Origin of the sequence: Streptosporangium sandarakinum, from assembly GCF_013409935.1 — a bacterium.
GTDB classification, from domain to species: Bacteria; Actinomycetota; Actinomycetes; order Streptosporangiales; family Streptosporangiaceae; genus Streptosporangium; species Streptosporangium nondiastaticum.
Window position 1 is genome coordinate 2633760 of sequence record NZ_JACCCO010000001.1, and the last position, 19940, is coordinate 2653699.

Below are 19940 nucleotides of genomic sequence, written 5' to 3' on the forward strand. Positions count from 1 at the left end.
GGGCGGTCTGGCGGCGTCGGGAGCGTCACCGGGTCACCCCGGTCAGCCCCTGGTCGCCGTGCGGCGGCGCAGCATCAGGCCGCCCGCGGCGGCGCCCGCCACCATCAGCACACCGCCGAACATGATCACACGGGCGTCCGGCCCGGCCTCGCCGCCGCCGCCGGTGGAGGCGCCTCCGCCGGGGGTCTTCTCGATCTGCTCGTCCTCGTCGTCGTCCCCGGCGGTGCGGGTCGTGGTGATGGTGACCACCGGGTCCGGGGTCTCGGTGGCCGTGTCGGTCGGGGTGGGGGTGGGGGTGGACGTGCCGGTGGGCGTCGAGGTGGGCATGCCGGTGCCGGTGCTCGTCGCCTGGACGGTCACCAGGACCGCGGCGCCGGTGGCCGAGGTCTGGTCGACGACGCAGTCGTACAGCTCGTTCTCCGTGCCCGTGCCGGTGGCCGGGACATGGAGGAGGGTGAAGGAGTCGGGGCGGACCGCGAAGACACCGGTCGCGGTCGGCATCACCGTGACCAGCATGGTCGGGAACGACGTGATCGACCCGCCGGAGGCCACCGCCCCGGAGGTGGTCGTGGCCTGGACCGATGGCGTCGCCACGGGGGACGGCAGCGGCGAGCCGGTGACGACCACGTCGGCGTCGACGGCGATCCGGTCGCCCGCGCCGAACGCCGTGGGGGCGGCCAGGGCCGGCGCCGGCGAGCCGATCTTCAAGGTGACCACGGCGGTGGAGCTGGGCGTGGGCGCCGTGGCCGGGCCGGCCAGCTCCACCTGGAAGGTGTGGGTGGCCGAGGCGCCGCCGCCCGTGAGCGCGGTGCAGGTGTAGGTGACCGGTTTCGGCGTGGCGACCAGGGAGGCGATGGCGGGGACGGCGCCGAAGAGGACGCCCGCGCCCGCCACCGCGATCGCGGTCATCTTGGCCGCGACGCGGCGCCGCGTCCTGGACTCCAGCACGGTGCTCTCCGTTCTCTCCACGTGGCCGGTCGGCCACCCGGGGCGGTCGTCCACGATTCCAAACCATGGTCACGGTTCGGCATAGATCCTATGAACGGTGGCCTAGAGATGCACGCAACTCCACAAAACGGGCACAAATTCCTTCCAGCCCCGTCGTGGCCACCTTCCCCTTGGCCGCGGGGAGGGCCGGGTCCCACCGCGGCACCGGGAGGAGAGCGCACCCTCCCGGCGTCGCGGGAGGTCACCCGGGGTCCCGCCGGCTCCGCCCGGAGTCCCCTCGGTTCCGCCCGGGGCCCCGCCGGCTCCGCCCGGAATCACGTCGGCTCGCGAGGAACAGGGCGATCAGGAGATACGGCACGGCGGAGAGAGCGAAGATCACACCGTGCCCGGCCACCGCCGAGGCGGCGGCGTAACCCCCGTACACCCCGAGGCTGGCCACGTCCGTGGCCAGGCCGGCGACCGACGTCACGGTGGCCCGTGCCGGGCCCGCGATGGTGTTCTGCAGCCGTACGTCGGCCAGTACGGTCGCCGTCTGGAAGACGCAGAAGGCCGCCGCTATGGCGAAGAACCCGAGCGCGTTCCCGGCGGCCGCGCCCGCGCCGAGCGCCACCGCCCCCACGGCGAGGAGCACGGCGAGCCCCCGGCTGGTCAGGCGGCTCCCGGCCGCCGCGAGGAAGCCACCGGCCGCGACCCCCGCGGAGACGAGGAGCACCAGGAGCGGCACGGTCTCCGTGGCCACCCCGGTGCCGGCCGCGAGGAGGGGGACGTACTCCTCCAGCGCCCCCCACAGGGCCGCCACCGCGGGCACCAGGAGCAGGGCGCGCCGTACGGCCCGGTCACCGCGCGCCTCCCGCAGGCCCGCGCGCAGCATGCCGAGGTAGGCGCGCGGCGACGACGGCTCCGCGTCCTCCCCGGTGCCGTCGTCCCGGTCCTCCGCGTCCCCTCCGGGGCCGCCGTCACGGTCCCGCGCGTCCGACCCGGGCGCACGGTCCCGGTCCGGCACGTCCAACGCGTCCGGTGCGTCCGGCCCGGAGGCGCGGTCGCGCGCGTCCGGTGCGGGGTCGCCGTCCCGGCCGCCCGTCCCCCGGTGGGAGCGGCGCGTACGGTGCTCGGGGAAGGCGGCCGCGACGGCCGCGCAGACGAGGCAGACCAGGACGCTGGCCACGCCGACCAGCGAATAGCCGCCCGCGGCGAACAGCGGGACGGCCAGGGCGGTGGCCGCCATCACGGCGCCGGTGCCGAGCGCGCGGGCCCGGCCCATGATCCCGGCGTAGCGGCCGACGGCGCCCTCGCGCTCCAGCTCGGTGTAGACCAGCGCCTCCAGCGCTCCCGACTGCAACGCCCCCGCGGTGCCCCAGAGCACGAAGCCCGCGGCGAAGGCGCCGTAGGAGGGCACCAGGAACCACAGGGCGTAGCCGGCCCCGGCGAGCAGCGGCGCCAGGACGAGGAGCAGCCGGCGGGAGACCGTGTCGGCCCACGCCCCGGATGGGATCTCCATCACCAGGGAGGTGAGCGACCAGATGGCCAGCAGCGAGGAGATCTCGGCGGTCGACAGACCGGTGTCGGCGAACAGCAGGGCGTAGAGCGGGTAGAGCAGGGTGAAGTCGTCCAGGAACGTGTACGCGTAAAGTGTGGCGGCCAGCCGCCGCACGCGTGCGTCCGAGGCACGCGGCAAAGTGGTGATCATGAGGTCCTTCTCACGGGGATGCTTCGCGGACGGGATGCTCGGCATCCCCGGCGGTCCGCGGCAGCGTGCCCCGCTCAGGCCTCAGGTCGTGAATCATTGTCGCCAGGTCATGCCGTGATGGTATCCACCCGTCTTCGGAGTGATCCACCCCTTTTCAGCGGGTCCTCATCGGCCCGCGTCCCGGAGGCCCCCGCCCCGGTGACCCGGATCCTCACGTCGCGCGTCACGGCGGCCCCGGCGGCCCGTGTCGCGCCGCCATCGGCGCCGGTCGGCCGGACCGCCGCCGGGTGCGCCGCCCGCACCAGGTCCAGCCCGGCACGGGCGACGCCCGGATCGTCGGCGAAGATCCCGTCCACCCCGAGCCGGCACAGTCGGCCCAGCCAGCCGGCCGTGTCACCCGGGAGGCTCCGGTAGCGCGGGTCCCGGCGGTCGCCCCGGCGGTACTCGGCCGGGAGCCGGCCGTTCTGCGCGCGGACCGTCGACACGTGCACCAGCAGCCCCGCGGCGTGGGCGTCCGCGACGAGCGAGGTGGACGGCAGCGACCTGCCGTGCGGCCCGCGGGGGACGATCCGCCGGGTGACCACCCCGACGCCGTCGGCGTACCGGGCGATCTCCCGCAGGCCCGCCGGGGTGACCATGTCGTCGTAGGTGCGCGGGTCCCCGGCGGCCACCAGGTCGTACGGCGCGCCGGCGTCGGCGATGAACTGGATCAGCCGCAGATGCGTCATGGCGTGGAGCTTCTTCAGGTTGCCGGTCTCGAAGGACTGGATGAACACCGGGTCGGTCGCGTCGTCCCAGCCGTACCGGGCGAGGGTGGCCAGCAGCGGCTCCTCCAGCGGCAGCCCGATCGAGGCGAAGTAGGAGGGGATCTTGGTCTCGATGTGCAGCCCGGCGCCGCGCCGTTGCGCGAGCTGGACGATCTCGTCCAGGGTCGGGATCCGGTCCAGGCCGTCGTAGGCGGCGCTGCCGGGCCGCTGGCCGGGGCAGCGTTCCCGGGCGCGCAGGGTGCGCAGCTCGGCGAGGGTGAAGTCCTCGGTGAACCAGCCGGTCCTCGGGCGGCCGTTGACCACCTTGGTGGTCCGCCGGGCGGCGAACTCCGGGTGGAGGGCCACGTCCGTGGTCTGCGACAGCTCGTTCTCGTGCCGGGCCACCAGCACGTGGTCCCTGGTCGAGACCAGGTCGCACTCGATGTAGTCGGCGCCCGTCCCGATGGCGAGGTCGTAGGCGAGGAGGGTGTGCTCGGGCCGCAGCGCGCTGGCGCCGCGGTGCGCGATGACGATCGGCTTCCTGTCCGCGCACGCGCTCCGCCCCGGTCCGGGCACCAGCGCCGGTCCGGGCACCAGTGCCGGGGCCGGGGCGGTGACGGGTGGCCGGTCGGCCGCCGGGTGCGCGCCGTACAGGGCGGCGAACGCGGTTCCGCCCGCGAGCACGGCCAGCAGACCGCCGCGCGTTCTGCTCGGCATCCGGCACCCCCACTCAACGGCGGGGGACAGATCGATATATCCCTATATACCCGGACCGGCTCGGCGAATAACGAGCAATCCGGTCACCGGCCCCCCGCCGGTCACACGCGTGGGAACAGGCGGTCCCGCGCGGCGCGGGCGACGCCCGGGTCGTCGGCGAAGACCCCGTCCACCTTGAGGCCGTACAGCCGGTCCAGCCAGCCGGCCACGTCACCGGCGGCGCCCCGGTACCCCCTGACGGCGGGGTCGCCCAGGCGGTAGTCGGCCGGGAGCCGGCCGTTCTGCGCGCGGACCGTCGACACGTGCACCAGCAGCCCGGCGGCATGGGCGTCGTCGACGAGCGAGGTCGGCGGCCCCAGCCTCCCGTCGGGGGCGCGCGGCACGATCCGCCGGGTGTTCACGCCGATGCCGTCGGCGTAACCGGCGATCTCCCGCAGCCCCTCCGGGGTGACCATGTCGTCGTAGGTCCGCGTGTCACCGGCCGCCACCAGGTCGAACGGCGCCCTCCTGCCGCCGATGAACTGGATCAGTCGCAGATGCGTCATGGCGCCGAGCTTCTTCAGATTGCCGGTCTCGAAGGACTCGATGAACACCGGGTCCGCCGCGTCATCCCAGCCGTACCGGCTGAAGGTGGCCAGCATCGGCTCCTCCAGCGGCAGCCCGATCGAGGCGAAGTAACTCGGGAACTTGGTCTCGGCGTAGACGCCGACGCCGCGCCGCTGCGCGAGCCGGACGATCTCGTCCAGGGTCGGGATCGCCGCCCTGCCGTCGTAGACGGAACCGCCCCGCCGACCCGGGTGCCGCTCCCTGGCGCGCAGGGTGCGCAGCTCGGCGAGGGTGAAGTCCTCGGTGAACCAGCCGGTACGGCGGACACCGTTGATCACCTTGGTGGTCCGCCGGGCGGCGAACTCCGGGTGGAGGGCCACATCCGTGGTCTGCGACAGCTCGTTCTCGTGCCGGGCCACCAGCACATGGTCCTTGGTCGAGACCAGGTCCGGCTCTATGTAGTCGGCCCCCGAGCGGACGGCGAGGTTGTAGGCGAGGAGGGTGTGCTCGGGCCGCAGCGCGCTGGCGCCGCGGTGCGCGATGACGATCGGCGCCCTGCCATGGCGCTCGGCCCCGCCGGCCACGCCGCCGGGGTACTCGGCCCGGTACGCCACCGGACGCATGGTCCGGCCGTCCAGCAGACCCAGACGCCAGTCGGCGGCGGAGCTCACCCGGTGTTCGCTCGTCGATCTCGTGCTGCTCTCGCCGCCCGAGTTGCGGTACTCGTCGGAGTCCCGGTACGTCGCGGGACGCCCGTTGCCCTGCCGGGCGTGGCGGCCCGCCTCCGTCTGCGCCCGCCGTACGGCCCCCTGCCGCGGGTGCCAGCCCGTCCTCGGCCTCGTGCGCCAACCGCCCGGTGACTTGCCGTGCCGGTCGAACAGCGACTTGCCGTGCCGGTCGAACAGCGACTTCACGTGGTGCCGGTCGCCACCCGGCCTGCCGTGCCGTCCGCCCGCGTTCTGGTGGTTCAGCGCTCCGACCGCCGCCACTGCGATGAGAAGGGCCGCCGCTCCGGCCCGGACAGTGCTCACCAGCGTCACTCCCGCCACTCGTTCTCACGGGGGGAGACTGGTGTGGATCTACCCGTTCCGGCCGAACGGCTAACAGCCGGAACCTGCGCCGAAGACCCGCGCGACCGGCCCGGATCCGGGATCGCCGGGAGGCCGGTGTGCTCCCGGAACACCGGACGCGGCCTAGGGTCTGAGTTCCAGCACCAGGTTGATCGGGGTGACCGCGGCCTCGCGCGCCCGGGTGAATCCGGCCCGGCGCGCGACGGAGAGGAGCCGCTCCGGTCCGGCCTGCGCGCCCAGCACCTCCGTGCCGCCCTGCGATATCGCGCTGGGCACGCAGACCGTGGCGGAGGCGTTGCGGAAGACCCGCCCGACCGGGGTGAAGTCGTCGGGCAGCCTGCCGGTGGCGAACGGCTCGACCAGCAGCACGGTGCCGTCACCGGCCAGCGTGGCGCGGACGTGCCGCAGCGCCCCCACCGGGTCCCCCATGTCGTGCAGGCAGTCGAACAGGCACACCAGGTCGTAACCGTTGCCGGGGTAGGCCGACGCATCGGCCCGCTCGAACCTCACCCGGCCGGCGAGCCCCTCCCGCTCCGCCAGCCCGCGCGCCCGCGCGATCGACTCCCCGTGCTGGTCGAACCCGGTGAAGCGGGACTCCGGGTAGGCCGCCGCCATCACCAGCGTCGAGGCGCCGTGCCCGCAGCCGACGTCGGCGACCCGGGCGCCGGCCAGCAACCGCGCCTCCACGCCGTCGAGCGCCGGGATCCATCTCGCGGTGAGGTTGGCGGCGTAGCCGGACCGGAAGGACCGTTCGGCCCCGCGGAACAGCGCCGGGTCGTGGTCGCCCCAGCCGAGCGGTTCCTCACCGCGGTAGGCCCGCGCCACCTTGGCCTCGTCGCGGTGGACGGACCCGACGACCTCGGCGAACCCGACCATGAACGCCGGGCTGGAGTCGTCGGCGAACACGGCGGCCTGCTCGTCGGTCAACGTGTACACGCCGTCGGCGTAGTCGACGTACCCGGCGGCGGCCTGGGCGGCGAGCCACTCGGCGACGAGCCGGGGGTCCGTGCCGGTGCGCCCGGCCAGCTCCTCCGGGGTGAGCGGCCCGGCCCCGGCGAGGGCCTTCCACAGGCCCAGCCGGTCCCCCAGCATGACGGTCGCCGCCCCGAAGGCCGCCCCCATGTCGCCGGTGACCCGCTCCACCAGCCTCCGCAGCTTCGACTCGTCCATCGGTCCTCCCGGGTCTCCGGCACCGCGCCGCTACGCCAGGGGGCCGCGGCCGGGACGGAGGCGGTCGACCAGGCCCCGCGCGTAGAAGACCTCCCAGGGCTCCGACCGGTCGGCCGTCGCGTACTCCGCGTCCAGCCTGACCAGCTCGTAGACGAGCCGGCTGCGGAGCGGTTCGGTGCCCAGCGCCTCCGGCAGCTCCGAAAGGTTGACCAGCCAGTCGGCGTACCAGTACGGCCAGTCGTCATCGACGCCGTCGGTGATCCGGTAGACCCGGTCATGCGTCTCGGCCGCCTCGTGCAGGATCTCGCGGACCTGCTCCACCCGCCCGTCCATGCGCGACACCCCCTCCGGCCCCGCCGCGACCCTCGGTCCCCGGCTCCCCGCCCGCGGCCCGGCACGCGCCGCGGGCGGATACGGCCCCGTTCCCTCCAGGGTAACGATCGGCCTTCCGACCAGCGGCGACACCGTACGGCAGGCCCGGCGTGCCGGTGCCGATCCGGCTCCGCCCGCCCCGGTACGGCCGCGCGTACGCCGCCTCGGCCCGGCGGTCAGCGGCGGACGACCTTGGAGAGGGTGGCGTAGACGATGATGTTGTCGGTGTAGTGGCCGATCCTCGGGTTGTAGACGCCGCCGCAGGTGATCAGGCGCAGGGTGGCCTCACCCGTGTTGCCGTAGACCCGCTTGGACGGGAACGCCTTCTTGCTGACCTGCTCCACGCCGTCCACGGTGAACTCCACCACCGCCTTGTCCGACCGCGACACCTTGATCGTGTCGCCGCGCTTGATCTCCTTCAGGCGGCTGAACACGGCGGGACCGCTCTTGGTGTTCACGTGGCCGAGGATCACCGAGGGGCCCTGCTGGCCGGGGACGGGTCCGTGCCTGTACCAGCCCGCCAGCTTCGGCTTGCTCAGCGGAGGGGTCTGGACCTCCTTCTTGGCGTCCACTCCGAGCTGCGTCAGGGGGGCCAGCAACCCGATCTTCCCGATGGAGAGCTTGTTCGGCCGCACGCCGGCGGCGGTCCTGAGCGGCTCCGGCGGCTGGACCACGGGCAGCGGAGGCGGCGCCGTCGGGGCGGCGGCCGTCAGCGGCCCGTCCAGCCCGCCCGGCCCGACGGCCGCCGAGAGCGTCAGCGCGGGGTTCTCCTCCCCCGCCGCCACCGGCGGCGGGTTCTGCGGCGCCGTACCGGTCGCCGACTGCGACTCCGAGGCCCGGTAGTACTCCTCCTCGTCCGCCGGGGACAGGTAGGTGAGCAGCCCCGCCATGATCGCCCCGATCCCGCCGAGCGACCCGACCACGAGCAGCGCGGGCAGCAGCAGCCTCCGGGCGCTCCTGGGCGGGCGGCCGGCGCCGTACGGATCCCGGGGGTCGTGCCCGTAGGGTCCGGGGCCGCCGTGCGAGGGCCCTGAGTACATCCGGCGCCTCCTTACCTAGCTCCGGCCGCGGGCGTGTGCCGCGCGCCGCCGTACGAGCACGACGCCGCCCATCCCGCTGCCCGCGAGCATGGCGCTTCCGGCGCCGACCAGCATGAGACCCGAGGGGCCGCCCTCCTCCTCGGGGGCCTCACCGGTCTGGGCGCCGCCCGAGGGGGTGATCGCCACCTGCGGGGTGGTGGGGGCGGTCCTGGTGGGGGTGACGGTCGCCGTCACGGTCAGCGTCGGCTTCGGGGTCGACGTGTTGCCGTTGGCGCTGTTGCTCTGGGTCGGCGTGGGCGTGGTCTGGGTGGGCGTGGGGGTCGGCGTGGTCTGCGTGGGAGTCGGCGTGGGCGTGCACGAGACGGTGGGGGTCGGCGTGATGGTGGAGGTGGGCGTCGGCGTGGGGGTGATGGTGATGCACGGCGTCGCGGTGGGCGTGTGGCTGTTCGTGTTCGTGGGGGTGGCCGGCGGGCACGTCGGCGTCTGCGTCGGGGCCGGGGTCAGCGTCGGGGCGATCGGCATCCGCTCCGTCGGCGGGTCGGTCGGCGCGGGCGTCTCCGGCGGGGTGGGGGTCCTCGCGGCCTTCGCGAAACCCTCCGGGGTCGTGTCCGGATCGTCCGAGGCGCCCGGGTCGTCCTCCGTGGTGGTCGGCGTCGCGGCGGGGTCCGGGGTCGCCGTCGGCGTGCCCGTGGGGGAACCGGTGGGGGCGGGCGTCGGCGTGCCCGGAGGGAGGAGCCCAGGGGGCGGGCTCGTCGGGAGACACGTCGGCGGGTTGGTGGTCGGCGGCGGAGAGGTCGGCGGCTCGGTGGTCGGCGGCGGGGTCGTCGACGAGGGGTCCGAGATGACGACGTTCACCGACACCGGATTGCTGACGATCTTGCAGGTGACCCGGTGCGCCTTCGGCGGGGCGGCCAGCTCCTTGGTGATCACCCGGAACGCGTCGAGCTGCCCCCACTTGCCCTGCTCGTCGTTGACCACCTGGACGAAGTGCTTGCCGTAGCTGAGCCCGCGGAAACGCCACAGGGTCAGCCCGCCCTTGCCGGCGTCGGTGGACGGGGAGCCGTCGGCCTTCTTGGAGGCGTCGACGTAGGCGGGGGTGGCGGCCTCACCGTCGATGTAGAAGCGGACCTTCCCGGCGCGGTAGTCACGCTGGGCGACGTACTCGATGCCGGTGCCGGTGAACGTGAAGGAGGCGGTGTCGCCCTTCTCCTCGGTGCGGTGCAGGTCGTGGTGGTAGTCGTTGTTCTGGATGGGCTGGTCGTTCAGGTCCTTCCAGCCGCCCCCGGAGTAGTCCACCTGGGGGTCGTCGTCGTTGACCATGACCTCGCCGGCCGGGGGCGTGAAGTCCAGCACGATGTTCCGCGGCGTGACCTTGAGCGTCCCGGCCTGGTCGGTGTGCGCGAAGTCGGAGATCGTCTCGGGGAGCTTCAGGATGGTGCCCGGCTGGAGCTGATGGGGCTGCTCCGCCGCGCCCACCGGCTTCAGCGCGCCGCTCCAGACGCCCGACAGCCCTACGGTGCCGGTGGCGGTGACCGCGGCGCCGGGCGCGAAGTAGCCGGGCGAGCCGAACCTGGCGTTGCCGAGGTAGCCGAGCTTCCAGCCGATGTTGAGCGGCTGGCCCACGGTCAGCGTCGTCGGGACCGACACCCGGGTCCGCAGACGCACCGGGCCGCTCTGCGCGATGCTGTTCGGACCGTCACCGGTGCACTGGTAGTCGACCACCAGCTCGGCGGCGTTGGCGCTCGCCTGTCCCGAGGGGAGCACGACCAGTGCTCCGCCCAGCAGCCCCAGCATCGAGACCGCGACGGGCTTGCTCAGCCTGGACCGCCACCGAACCACCACAACACTCCGATCGCCGGGGCCGCTGTTTGGGGCCACCCATAGCAAACCAAGGGTAGATCGTACGGTTTTCGACATCTTTGGCGCAGCGGGATCAGCGAATCCACAGGGGACCGTGGCGCAGTTGTGATGCGCCGTTCCCCGGGAGGACACCCGGCGGGAGCGGCGCGTTCCGGCCGGTCGGGGCCCGGACGGGAGCCACACCGGCGTCATCGGCCGGACTGTACCGCGGCGACAACAGAATCGTATTCTGTTACGCACGACCTCAGGACCGCCCCGGGAGGATCCGTCGATGCAGCGAGACCTGTTCGAGGAGGAGCACCTGCTCTTCCGCGAGACCGTGCGCGAGTTCCTGACCCGCGAGGTCGTCCCGCACCACGCCCGGTGGGAGAAGGACGGCATCGTCCCCCGCGAGGTGTGGAAGAAGGCCGGCGAGGTCGGCATGTTCGGCTTCGCGGTGCCCGAGGAGTACGGCGGAGCCGGCATCACCGACTTCCGCTACAACGCCGTGATCGTCGAGGAGATCATCGCGGCCGGCGCGTCCGGTCTGGGCTTCTCCCTGCACAACGACGTGATGGCCCCCTACCTGCTGGGCCTGACAGACGACGCGCAGAAGGCCCGCTGGCTGCCCGGGTTCGTCAGCGGCGAGCTGATCACAGCCATCGCGATGACCGAGCCCGGCGCGGGCAGCGACCTGCAGGGCGTACGGACGACCGCGGTGCGGGAGGGCGACCACTACGTCGTCAACGGTTCCAAGACCTTCATCACCAACGGCATCAACGCCGACCTCGTCGTCGTGGTCGCCAAAACCGACCCGGACGCGGGCGCCCGGGGCATCTCGCTGCTCGTCGTCGAGCGGGGCATGGAGGGCTTCACCCGGGGCCGCAACCTGGAGAAGATCGGCATGCACGCCCAGGACACGGCGGAGCTGTTCTTCGACGACGTCCGGGTCCCCGCCGCCAATCTGCTGGGCGGGCAGGAGGGGCAGGGCTTCTACCAGCTCATGGCCAACCTCCCGCAGGAGCGGCTGTCGATCGCCGTGGCGGCGGTGGCCGCCGCCGAGACCGTGCTGCGGACGACCATCGAGTACTGCAGGAACCGCACGGCCTTCGGCCGCAGCGTCGGCAGCTTCCAGAACACCCGGTTCGTGCTGGCCGAGCTGGACACCGAGGTCGATATCGCCCGCCACTACGTGGACAGGTGCGTCCGGGCGCTCAACGCCGGGGAGCTCGGCGTCGTGGACGCGGCCAAGGCCAAGTGGTGGACCACCGAGCTGCAGAACAGGGTCATCGACCGCTGCCTCCAGCTCCACGGCGGCTATGGCTACATGCTGGAGTACCCGGTCGCCAGGGCGTGGATCGACAGCCGCGTCCAGACCATCTACGGCGGCACCACCGAGATCATGAAGGAGATCATCGGCCGCTCCTTCGGCTTCTGAGGTTCCGGCGGGCCTCCGGGCCTCCGGCCCAGGCCGGCCCTTCGGCTTCCGCGCCCCGGTCAGTTCGGGACGATCTCCTCGACCCGCATGGCGAAGCCGTCCTTGATCGTGACCTTGGCGTAGAGGGATTTCCCCGCCTTGAGCGCCTTGCGGAGCTGGTCCGTGGTGCACCGGTGCGGAAGCGAACCCTTCGTGCAGATGCCGCCCTGCACGTCGAGCACCTCGGTGAACGGCGTGAGCTCGGCCTGCCGCGCGGCCTCGCCCTCGGGAGCCACCGTGATCGCGTCGCTCCCCTGGAGCTGCACGTCCCCCACCAGGTCCCCGTCCAACCCCCGCATGCCGGAGACGCTCGGCGTCGCGGCGGGCGAGGCGGTGAGCGTGGCCGTCACGGTGGGCAGGGCGGTGGCGGTGGGCAGGGCGGTGGCGGGCGGCTCCGAGGCCGTCTCGGGCGCCGCGGAAGGCTCGGTCGCCGAGACGGCGGGAGCCGGCGCGGCGGACTCGCCGCCGTCACCGTCACCGGAGCAGGCGGTCAGCCCGGCCAGGAGACCGACGGCGAGGGCGGCGGCCGGCAGGATGCGCGATATCTTCGGTGAAGCGTTCATGAGGCGCAACGATCTCATGTGATCGCAGCCGGCCGTTACCCGCCGCGTGATCGGCTCCGTCGACGCATACTGGTCTGCGTGGACTCCCTGAGGCGGTGGCGATGGACAGCGGGCTGATTCTGCTGATCTTCCTGGCGATCCTGTTCGCCTGGGGTCTCAACCGGATGCGGCGGGCACTGCGGCTCGGCCCCGTCGGCTACGCCGGCATCGTGATCGTGTTCATCCTGGTGGTCCTCGCCCTGTGGGGCCGGACGTTCCGCTGACCGCGCCCGGACCTCCCGGCCGGTGACCGGCCCTGCCCGCCGGCCGGGCGTTTCCGTGGTCCGCCGTACCTCCGGGACGGGCCGGCCGCGAGCCGGCCCCTGTCGGCCGTCTCCGCCGAGCACCGGCCCGCGCCGAATGGGCGGGCCCGTCCGGGGAAGTGAGCCCGTCGAAGGGCCATCGCGGCACGCGGGAACCCGGTCGGCCGAGACGCGACGCGTCTCGCCGGGCCACTCGCGGTGGATTCGGGGACATGGGAGACGGCATGCGGCAGGGCGCGGCACGGCAGGCGTTGACGGCGGGGGCGGTGGTGACCGGCCTGACGCTGGGGGCCACCGGGAACTACGGCGACGCGAACCGGTCGCCGTCGGCGATCGTCCCGCCCAGCCGGGCCTTCGGCATCTGGGGGCCGATCTACGCGGGCTCACTGGCCTACGCCGCCTACCAGGCGATGCCGCGGCGGCGCGCCGACCACGTCCTCGGCCGCCTCGCCCTGCCCGCCGCGCTGGGCTACCTCGGCGCGGGCCTGTGGAGCCGCGCGCGGGGCACCCGGGCGTTCCTGCCCCTGGTGGGCGTCACCTGGGCGTCCGCGATGGCGGCCTACGCCCTCACCGGCCGGGACACCCTCGAGGAACGGAAGTGGGCCGAGGCCACCGAGGGACCCTTCGGCGGCGGAATCGGCTCCTGGGCCCCCACCGGGGGCTCGGGAAGCGCGGGAGGGGCCGGGCGCCCCGGCACCCCGGACGCCGCCGGGGACGGTTCCCGCGGGGACCGCGGGCGGCGTGACGGGTGGCGCTGGGCGGTGCGGGAGCCGCTCGCCGGGTTCGCGGGCTGGCTCACCCTGGCGTCCGCCATCTCGGTGCTCGACGGCACCGTCGACGGCCCCGCGGCGGCCGACCCGCAACGCCGCTGGGCGGTCCCGGCGCTGGCCGTGACCGGGGCCGTCGCCACGGCCGTGACCGCCGCCGGGCCCCGCTCGATCTCCTATCCCGCCACGCTGGTCTGGGGTCTGGCCGGCACCGCCGTGCAGCAGCGCCGCCACACCGCGACGGCGGTGACGGCGGGCGCGCTGGCCGCCGTGGTCGCGGGAGTGGCGGCATTGCGCAACCGCCGCCGCGGAACCCGGTAGGGCCGGAGAACGCCCGTCCCCCGGGACGGACCGGGACGCCCGGGGTACGCGCCGTACGACCGGCCAGACACCGGAGCCGAGGTGCGCGCCGTACCTCTGGGCAGGCGCCGGAAGCCCGGCCGCGCGCCGTACGCCCCGGCGCGGGTTCAGCCGGAGGAGCCCTCCAGGATGACGCGGGCGACCAGTCCGGGGTCGTCGCTCATCGGCAGGTGCCCGCATCCCCGCAGCAGCCGTACCCGCTGTCCCGACCACCGGGCCGCCCGCACGGCCTGGCGCCGGGGCAGCAGCCGGTCGCGCTCGCCCCAGGCGATGGTGATCGGCACCTTCGGCGGAGCAGGCGGCATCGTCCACAGGAACGCGTCGAGGGCGTCGTCGAACCCCGGGGCTCCGGCGAGCGCCTCGGTGGCGGCCGTCATCGCCTCGGCGGGCAGCCGGTCCGGGTGGGCCGTCATCAGGCCCATCGCCAGCGTCCGGCCGATCCGGTGCTCGGCGAGGGGACGGGCGCGTCCGGCCGGCAGTTCGCGCGCCAGCGACCTGGCCGCCCGGAGCACCGCGCGGGCGTAGGCCAGCTCGGTACGGTTCCAGAACCCGGCCGGGGAGAGGGCGGTGGCGGTGCGGACCACCCCTCGGGCGGCGAGTTCCAGGGCGACGTATCCACCCAGGGAATTGCCCGCGACGTGCGGCTCACGCAGGCCGAGCACCCCGCAGAACGCCTCGACCGCGTCGGCGAGCGCCTCGGGGGTGTACGGCGTGCCGGACGGCAGCGGCGGTGAGACGCCGAAGCCGGGGAAGTCCACGGCGACGACGTCCCGCTCGGCGGCGAGACGGTCGAGCACCGGCAGCCACGCCTGCCAGTGGTGCCCGATTCCGTGCAGCAGGATCAGGGGCGGACCCACCCCGCGCCGTTCGAAGGCCAGTTCCATGCCCACGAGTCAAGCACTTCGCGCGGAGGCCGACCAGCCGCCCGCGCCGTACCACCGCCCCGGCGGAGGAGAAGGCCGGAGGGCCACCGGGCCGGACGCCGCCGGGGAGGGTTCGGCGGCGGGACGGCGCTTCGGTGGGACCTCGGCGGGCCAGGGCCCGGCGGGCCGGGGCCTCAGCGGGTCTTGGTGGGGATCTCGAACCAGACGGCCTTGCCCTCCTTGGTGGGCCGTGATCCCCAGCGCCTGGCGAGCTGGTCGACGAGGTACAGGCCCCGGCCGCCCTCGTCGTTCTCCCCGGCGCTGCGGATCCGGGGAAGCCGCAGGTCCTGGTCGAAGACCTCCACCCAGACCGCGTCGCGGCCCCGGCGCAGCCGGAGCGTGAACTCCTTCTCGGCGGTGACCTCGTCGTCGAAGTCGGGGCCGTCGCCCCAGGACTCGTCGAACGACAGGGACGACAGCGAGGGGCCGTCCATCGGCAGCTCCCGCCGGGGGACGCTGGCGGTGGCGGCGTGCAGTACGACGTTGGTCACCACCTCGGAGACCAGCAGGCAGGCCAGCTCGGCGCGTTCCTCGGGGACGCTCCAGCCGGTGAACGCGTCCAGCGCCATCCGGCGGGCCTCACCGACCATGATCGGCTGGGCCGGGAACGTGCGCTCCTCGACGTCGAGGTCGTCGGGGGCGGACCTGACCACCAGGATCGCCATGTCGTCGTCGATCTCGCCCGGCACCGCGATCGTCGCCGCGTCGGCGATGCGCTCCACCGACGAGCCGGACTCCTGGACGAGCCGCCCGCGGAGGATGTCGAAGGTCTCCTCCTCGGTGGGCGCCCGGCCGTCGGCGTCGCGCACCGGGCGGCGGTCCACGAGGCCGTCGGTGTAGAGGACGAGCGCGGCGCCCGGGGGCAGGGTCCGGGTCTCCTCCTTGTAGACCAGGTCGGCGTGCATGCCCTTGGCGCGGACGCCGAGGGGCTGGCCCACCTCCTCGATCTGCAGCTCCCGGCAGACCCCGTTGTGCAGCAGCAGCGGCGGGGCGTGGCCGGCGTTGGCGAAGGAGAGCTGCCGCGACCAGGCGTCGTAGACGAGGTACTGGCAGGTGACGATGGGCGGGACACTGACGTCGGTTCCGCTGTCGTCGCGCTCGGGGGTGGCGATGATGCGGGTCCACTCGTCGAGCTTGGCGAGGATCTCCGCGGGCGGCTTGTCGTCCTGGGCGAAGGCGCGCAGCGCGGCCCGCAGCTGGCCCATGACGGCGGCGGCCTTGGCGCCGCGGCCCTCGACGTCGCCGATGACGATGCCGACCCGGCCCGCCGACAGCGGGATGACGTCGTACCAGTCGCCGCCCACCTGGGTCTGGATGCCCTGGCCGTGGCTGGCGAGCGGGGCCGCCGGGTAGTAGCGGACCGCGATCTCCAGCCCGTCGAGCTCGGGCAGCGGCGCGGGGGGCAGCAGGTACTTCTGGAAGGACTCGGCGGTGTGCCGCTCCTCCTCGAACAGCAGCGCGTTGTCCACGGCCACGGCGACGCGGGTGGCGATGGCCCCGACGAAGTCGCGGTCGAAGGCGTCGTAGTGCGGGCTGCGCCGGTCGGTGAGGTTGGACAGCCCGAGGTACATCAGCCCGAGGGTCTCGCCGCGCACGCACAGCGGCGCCACGATGGCCGAGGTCAGCCCGATCTCGGCGGCCAGACGGGTGTTGGCCTCGCCGGGGCTGGGGTAGTTGGTCTGCGCGAAGTCCTCGACCAGGACCGTCTCCTGGCGGCGCAGCGCGATGTCGGCGTAGTGGCCCGGGGGGTAGCGGATCTCGGCCCCGAGCGGCGCCCAGGTGTCCGGCGGCGGGCTCCAGCCCTGGACGTGGGTGGAGACCCTGCGGGTCAGCCGGTCGCCCTCCATCAGCTCGATGAAGCAGTGGTCGGCGAACTGCGGGACGAGCATCTCGGCGACCCGCTTGAGCGTCTCCTCGACGTAGAGGGACCCGGCGAGCCGCTCGCCGATCCGTTCCAGCAGGCCGAAGCGGTCCTTCTCCCGCTCGTTGCTGCGCATCGCCTCGCGGGCGGTGATGACGATGCCGCTGACCGACCCCGAGGGGTGGCGCAGCGGCACGGCCTGCGCCCGGACGTAGATCATCGTCCCGTCGCCGCGACGGACGTCGAAGGTGCCCTCCCAGACCCCGCCCTTGAGGACGTGCTTGGCGAGCTCACCGGCGAGCGGGTGGTCCTTCTCCATGACGCCGAGGGAGAACGCCTGTTCCCGGGAGGCCGCGGCCGCGGGGCGGCCGAAGAGCCTCTCGGCGAACGGGTTCCGGTAGAGGATGTTGCTGAATCTGTCGGTGACGACCACGGCCATCTCGGCGTGGTCGAGGACGGAACCGGCCGTGAGGTGGTCGGCGGTTTCCGGTGAGAGATCCCCCCACCGCTTCATCCGGTGACCACCCCTTGAGGACGGGTGTGCGCAAAGCGAACCACGGTTGCTCCAGCTGCAGTCTCGGCCTGGGAGTGGAAGCGGAGGGGCTCCCCAGGGGGATCCAACCAAGCAGAGGGGCCCTGGTCAGCGAGTGGAGACGAAGACGTGCGCGGCGATCTCCCGCGGAAGCTCCGCAAGATGGTTCTCCGCCTCGTCGTCACCTGTCACCCGCACACCGTCGTCGCTCGCCGCGAGCGTTACCTCGCGTCCGGGTTGTATCCCAACTTGCTTGAGTTTAAGCATCACAGCCGGATCGCTTTGCACTTGTTCGCTAATTCGGCGGACGACGACGGGTATATCTCTGGGTCCGGCCAGCGCGGCCATCGACGGCAGCGACTCCCAGCCGTTCCCGGGGCCCTCGACACCGAGCTCGTCGAGGCCGGGGATGGGGTTGCCGTGGGGGTCCTCGGTCGGGTTGTTCAGCAGGGAGACCAGCCGGGCCTCCACCGACTCCGACATGACGTGCTCCCAGCGGCACGCCTCGACGTGCACCTCCTCCCAGGGCAGCCCGATCACCTGGGTGAGCAGGCATTCGGCGAGGCGGTGCTTGCGCATGACGCGCGTCGCCAGGGTGCGGCCGAGATCGGTCATGGCCAGGTGGCGGTCGCCCTCCACGCGGACGAGGCCGTCGCGCTCCATGCGGGCGACCGTCTGGCTGACGGTGGGGCCGCTCTGCTGCAGCCGCTCGGCGATCCGGGCCCGCAGCGGGACGATCCCCTCTTCCTCCAGCTCGAAGATGGTGCGGAGGTACATCTCCGTAGTGTCGATCAGGCCGTGTGCGGTCAAGGCTCCTCCGTCCTATCTCGATGCCTCGTCCATCACGCGACGTTCCGCGAAGGGCAACGCGGGACGGAAGAAGTCTCAGACCCCGACCCTATTGGGAGATCGAGTCCGTGGTGGCATAGGACGGCAACACCGGAGCATGTCCAATACTTCCCGAACAGGTCAAACCTCGCGTGTGCCCGCACGGTAACCCCTGAACGAGGGCACCGCCAGCCCCACCACGAGTACGGCGAGCGCGCACGCGATCCCGCCGCCGACCCAGGCCCCGGTGGCGCCGAACCACGTGGCCGTGGCCCCGGCGCGCAGGTCCCCGAGGCGGGGCCCCCCGGCCACCACGACCATGAACACCCCCTGCATCCGCCCGCGCATCTCGTCGGGCGCGTGTGTTTGCAGGATCGTCTGCCGCCACACCGAGGAGACCAGGTCGGCGGCCCCGCCGAAGGCGAGCAGCGCGACCATCGCCCACAGCGCGCCCACCAGGCCGGAGGCGGCGACGCTGAGCCCCCAGGCGGCGATCACGAACGTGAGGGCCAGGCCCTGCCGCCGGATCCGGCCCACCCAGCCCGACATCAGCCCGCCGACGACCGAGCCGATCGCCATGCTCGCCGACAGCCAGCCGAACGCGATCGGGGAGTCGCCGAACCGCTCGGCCACGACCTGGGGGAACAGCGCCCGGGGCAGGGCGAAGGCCATGGCGATGATGTCCACGACGAACGACATCATCACGATGGGGTGGCCGGAGATGTAGCGCAGGCCGTCCAGGACCGACCGGAGGCCGGGGCGGGTCACCTCGCCGAGCGGCGCCAGGCGCGGCAGCCGCAGCGCGGCGTAGAAGCCGGCGGTGAACAGCACGGCATCGGCCAGGTAGGCGGCGGCGAGACCGCCCTGGGCGAGCACGACCCCGGCGGCCAGCGGGCCCACGACGCTGCCGAGGCCGCCGGCGAGGTAGTTGAGCGTGTTGGCGGCCGGGACCATCTCGGCCGGGACCAGCCTGGGGATGATCGCGGCGCGGGTCGGGCCGGTGATGGCGAAACCGGTGGCGTGCACGGCCGTGGTCGCCAGCAGCAGCCCGACGTTCGCGGTGCCGAGGGCGGCCTGGGCCAGCAGGGCGAGCGTCGCGGCCCAGGTGATGACCGATCCGGTCAGCAGCAGCCTGCGCCGGTCCACGGCGTCGGCGACGGCGCCGCCCCACAGCCCGAAGACGATCAGGGGGATGAGGTTGGCCGGGCCGAGCATGCCGACCCAGAACGAGGAGGAGGTGATGTCGTAGATCTGGGCGCTGACGGCCACCGCGGTGAGCTGGAAGCCGATGAACGACACGCCCTGGCCGGCCCAGAGCCGCCGGAAGTCCGGGATGGCGAGCGGACGGGTGTCCACCGCGAGCCGCCGCACCATGTCCCCGAACGCCACAGTTCCCCCTCGTCAAGACTGATACATGCGGATATATCAGTAATAAGGGAGTAATGCGTCAGGGGGCCAGGCGTTCCACGACCCATCCGCCACCCGCGCGCCGGTACCGCAGGCGGTCGTGCATCCGGGAGATCTGGCCCTGCCAGAACTCCATCTCCACCGGCGCGACCCGGAACCCGCCCCAGAAGTCGGGCACCGGCGGGTCCTCCGGCCAGCGCGCGGCCAGCTCGGCGTAGCGGGCGTCGAGCTCCTGCCGCGAGCCCACCACGGCCGACTGCCGCGACGCCCAGGCGCCGATGCGCGAACCGTAGGGGCGGGAGCGGAAGTAGGCGGCCGACTCCTCGCGCGCCAGCCGCGTCACCGTGCCCTCCACCCGCACCTGGCGGCGGATGGGGTGCCATGGGAACAGCAGGCTGGCCCGCGGGTTCTCCCGCAGGTCGCGGCCCTTGCGGGACTCGTAGTTGGTGTAGAAGACGAACCCGTGCTCGTCGTAGCCCTTCAGCAGCACGGTGCGGGCCGTCGGCAGCCCGCCCGCCGAGCAGGTGGCGAGGATCATGGCGTTGGGTTCGGGGAGCCCGGCGTCCAGGGCCTCGCCGAACCAGATGGTGAACTGCGTCACGGGGTCGGGCGCGAGGTCGCCCTCCGTCAGGGGAGCGCCCTCGTAGGTACGGCGAAGGCCCGCGAGCGATGGCGGGCGCGATGTGGCATCCACGGTTCGGTATTCTCCCGTGGTTGACAGCAAGAGCATGCGCGCGCCCCCTACCTGGGACGATCGCGTTCCGGTGGGTCCGGGGCCACACCAC

The 19940-nt window shown here is 73.4% G+C and carries 17 protein-coding genes; 3 read left to right on the plus strand and 14 right to left on the minus strand.

Annotated elements, in window-relative coordinates; all coding sequences use genetic code 11:
- Window positions 1–42: 42 nt before the first annotated feature.
- From HDA43_RS11625 to HDA43_RS11660, 8 genes are all read right to left on the minus strand, one after another.
- Window positions 43–1002: a hypothetical protein gene (locus HDA43_RS11625; protein WP_179819724.1), complete on the minus strand. Its 960-nt coding sequence runs from the start codon at window positions 1000–1002 to the stop codon at window positions 43–45.
- 187 nt (window positions 1003–1189) lie between these two features.
- Entirely contained in the window at window positions 1190–2635 is a 1446-nt protein-coding gene (locus HDA43_RS11630; RefSeq protein WP_179819725.1) for an MFS transporter, read from the minus strand.
- Window positions 2636–2742: 107 nt separating this feature from the next.
- Window positions 2743–4098 (minus strand): glycerophosphodiester phosphodiesterase family protein, encoded by a 1356-nt coding sequence (locus HDA43_RS11635; RefSeq protein ID WP_179819726.1) that lies wholly within the window; start codon window positions 4096–4098, stop codon window positions 2743–2745.
- Window positions 4099–4199: 101 nt separating this feature from the next.
- The gene (locus HDA43_RS11640) at window positions 4200–5675 is read right to left on the minus strand and encodes a glycerophosphodiester phosphodiesterase (protein ID WP_312873188.1); all 1476 of its coding nucleotides are present in this window, start codon (window positions 5673–5675) and stop codon (window positions 4200–4202) included.
- 162 nt (window positions 5676–5837) lie between these two features.
- Window positions 5838–6884, minus strand: coding sequence for a class I SAM-dependent methyltransferase (locus HDA43_RS11645; protein ID WP_179819727.1), 1047 nt, complete (start codon window positions 6882–6884; stop codon window positions 5838–5840).
- A gap of 30 nt (window positions 6885–6914) precedes the next feature.
- A complete protein-coding gene (locus HDA43_RS11650) occupies window positions 6915–7217 on the minus strand; it encodes a hypothetical protein (RefSeq protein WP_179819728.1) in 303 nt (100 codons plus the stop codon).
- A 215-nt stretch (window positions 7218–7432) separates the two neighbouring features.
- Window positions 7433–8296 carry a class F sortase gene (locus HDA43_RS11655; RefSeq protein ID WP_179819729.1) on the minus strand — a complete coding sequence of 288 codons (864 nt, stop codon included), beginning with the start codon at window positions 8294–8296 and terminating at the stop codon, window positions 7433–7435.
- A 15-nt stretch (window positions 8297–8311) separates the two neighbouring features.
- Window positions 8312–10135 (minus strand): hypothetical protein, encoded by a 1824-nt coding sequence (locus tag HDA43_RS11660; protein ID WP_179819730.1) that lies wholly within the window; start codon window positions 10133–10135, stop codon window positions 8312–8314.
- 292 nt (window positions 10136–10427) lie between these two features.
- On the opposite strand from HDA43_RS11660, the gene HDA43_RS11665 reads away from it, so the two are divergent.
- Window positions 10428–11573: an acyl-CoA dehydrogenase family protein gene (locus tag HDA43_RS11665; RefSeq protein WP_179819731.1), complete on the plus strand. Its 1146-nt coding sequence runs from the start codon at window positions 10428–10430 to the stop codon at window positions 11571–11573.
- 59 nt (window positions 11574–11632) lie between these two features.
- Here HDA43_RS11665 and HDA43_RS11670 read toward each other — a convergent pair whose 3' ends face one another.
- Window positions 11633–12175: a hypothetical protein gene (locus HDA43_RS11670; RefSeq protein WP_179819732.1), complete on the minus strand. Its 543-nt coding sequence runs from the start codon at window positions 12173–12175 to the stop codon at window positions 11633–11635.
- Window positions 12176–12276: 101 nt separating this feature from the next.
- Here HDA43_RS11670 and HDA43_RS11675 point away from each other — a divergent pair, with 101 nt between their 5' ends.
- The gene (locus tag HDA43_RS11675; protein ID WP_179819733.1) at window positions 12277–12438 is read left to right on the plus strand and encodes a hypothetical protein; all 162 of its coding nucleotides are present in this window, start codon (window positions 12277–12279) and stop codon (window positions 12436–12438) included.
- 251 nt (window positions 12439–12689) lie between these two features.
- Entirely contained in the window at window positions 12690–13565 is an 876-nt protein-coding gene (locus HDA43_RS11680) for a TspO-related membrane protein (protein WP_179819734.1), read from the plus strand.
- Between the two features lie 146 nt (window positions 13566–13711).
- Here HDA43_RS11680 and HDA43_RS11685 read toward each other — a convergent pair whose 3' ends face one another.
- From HDA43_RS11685 to pdxH, 5 genes are all read right to left on the minus strand, one after another.
- A complete protein-coding gene (locus tag HDA43_RS11685; protein WP_179819735.1) occupies window positions 13712–14488 on the minus strand; it encodes an alpha/beta fold hydrolase in 777 nt (258 codons plus the stop codon).
- Between the two features lie 173 nt (window positions 14489–14661).
- The gene (locus HDA43_RS11690; RefSeq protein WP_179819736.1) at window positions 14662–16902 is read right to left on the minus strand and encodes an ATP-binding SpoIIE family protein phosphatase; all 2241 of its coding nucleotides are present in this window, start codon (window positions 16900–16902) and stop codon (window positions 14662–14664) included.
- Window positions 16903–17028: 126 nt separating this feature from the next.
- Window positions 17029–17730: an iron-dependent transcriptional repressor DtxR gene (locus HDA43_RS11695; protein ID WP_179819737.1), complete on the minus strand. Its 702-nt coding sequence runs from the start codon at window positions 17728–17730 to the stop codon at window positions 17029–17031.
- Between the two features lie 159 nt (window positions 17731–17889).
- Entirely contained in the window at window positions 17890–19137 is a 1248-nt protein-coding gene (locus tag HDA43_RS11700) for an MFS transporter (RefSeq protein ID WP_312873190.1), read from the minus strand.
- Window positions 19138–19195: 58 nt separating this feature from the next.
- Window positions 19196–19849, minus strand: a complete 654-nt coding sequence (pdxH, locus tag HDA43_RS11705; protein WP_312873191.1) for a pyridoxamine 5'-phosphate oxidase — start codon at window positions 19847–19849, stop codon at window positions 19196–19198.
- Window positions 19850–19940: the final 91 nt, after the last annotated feature.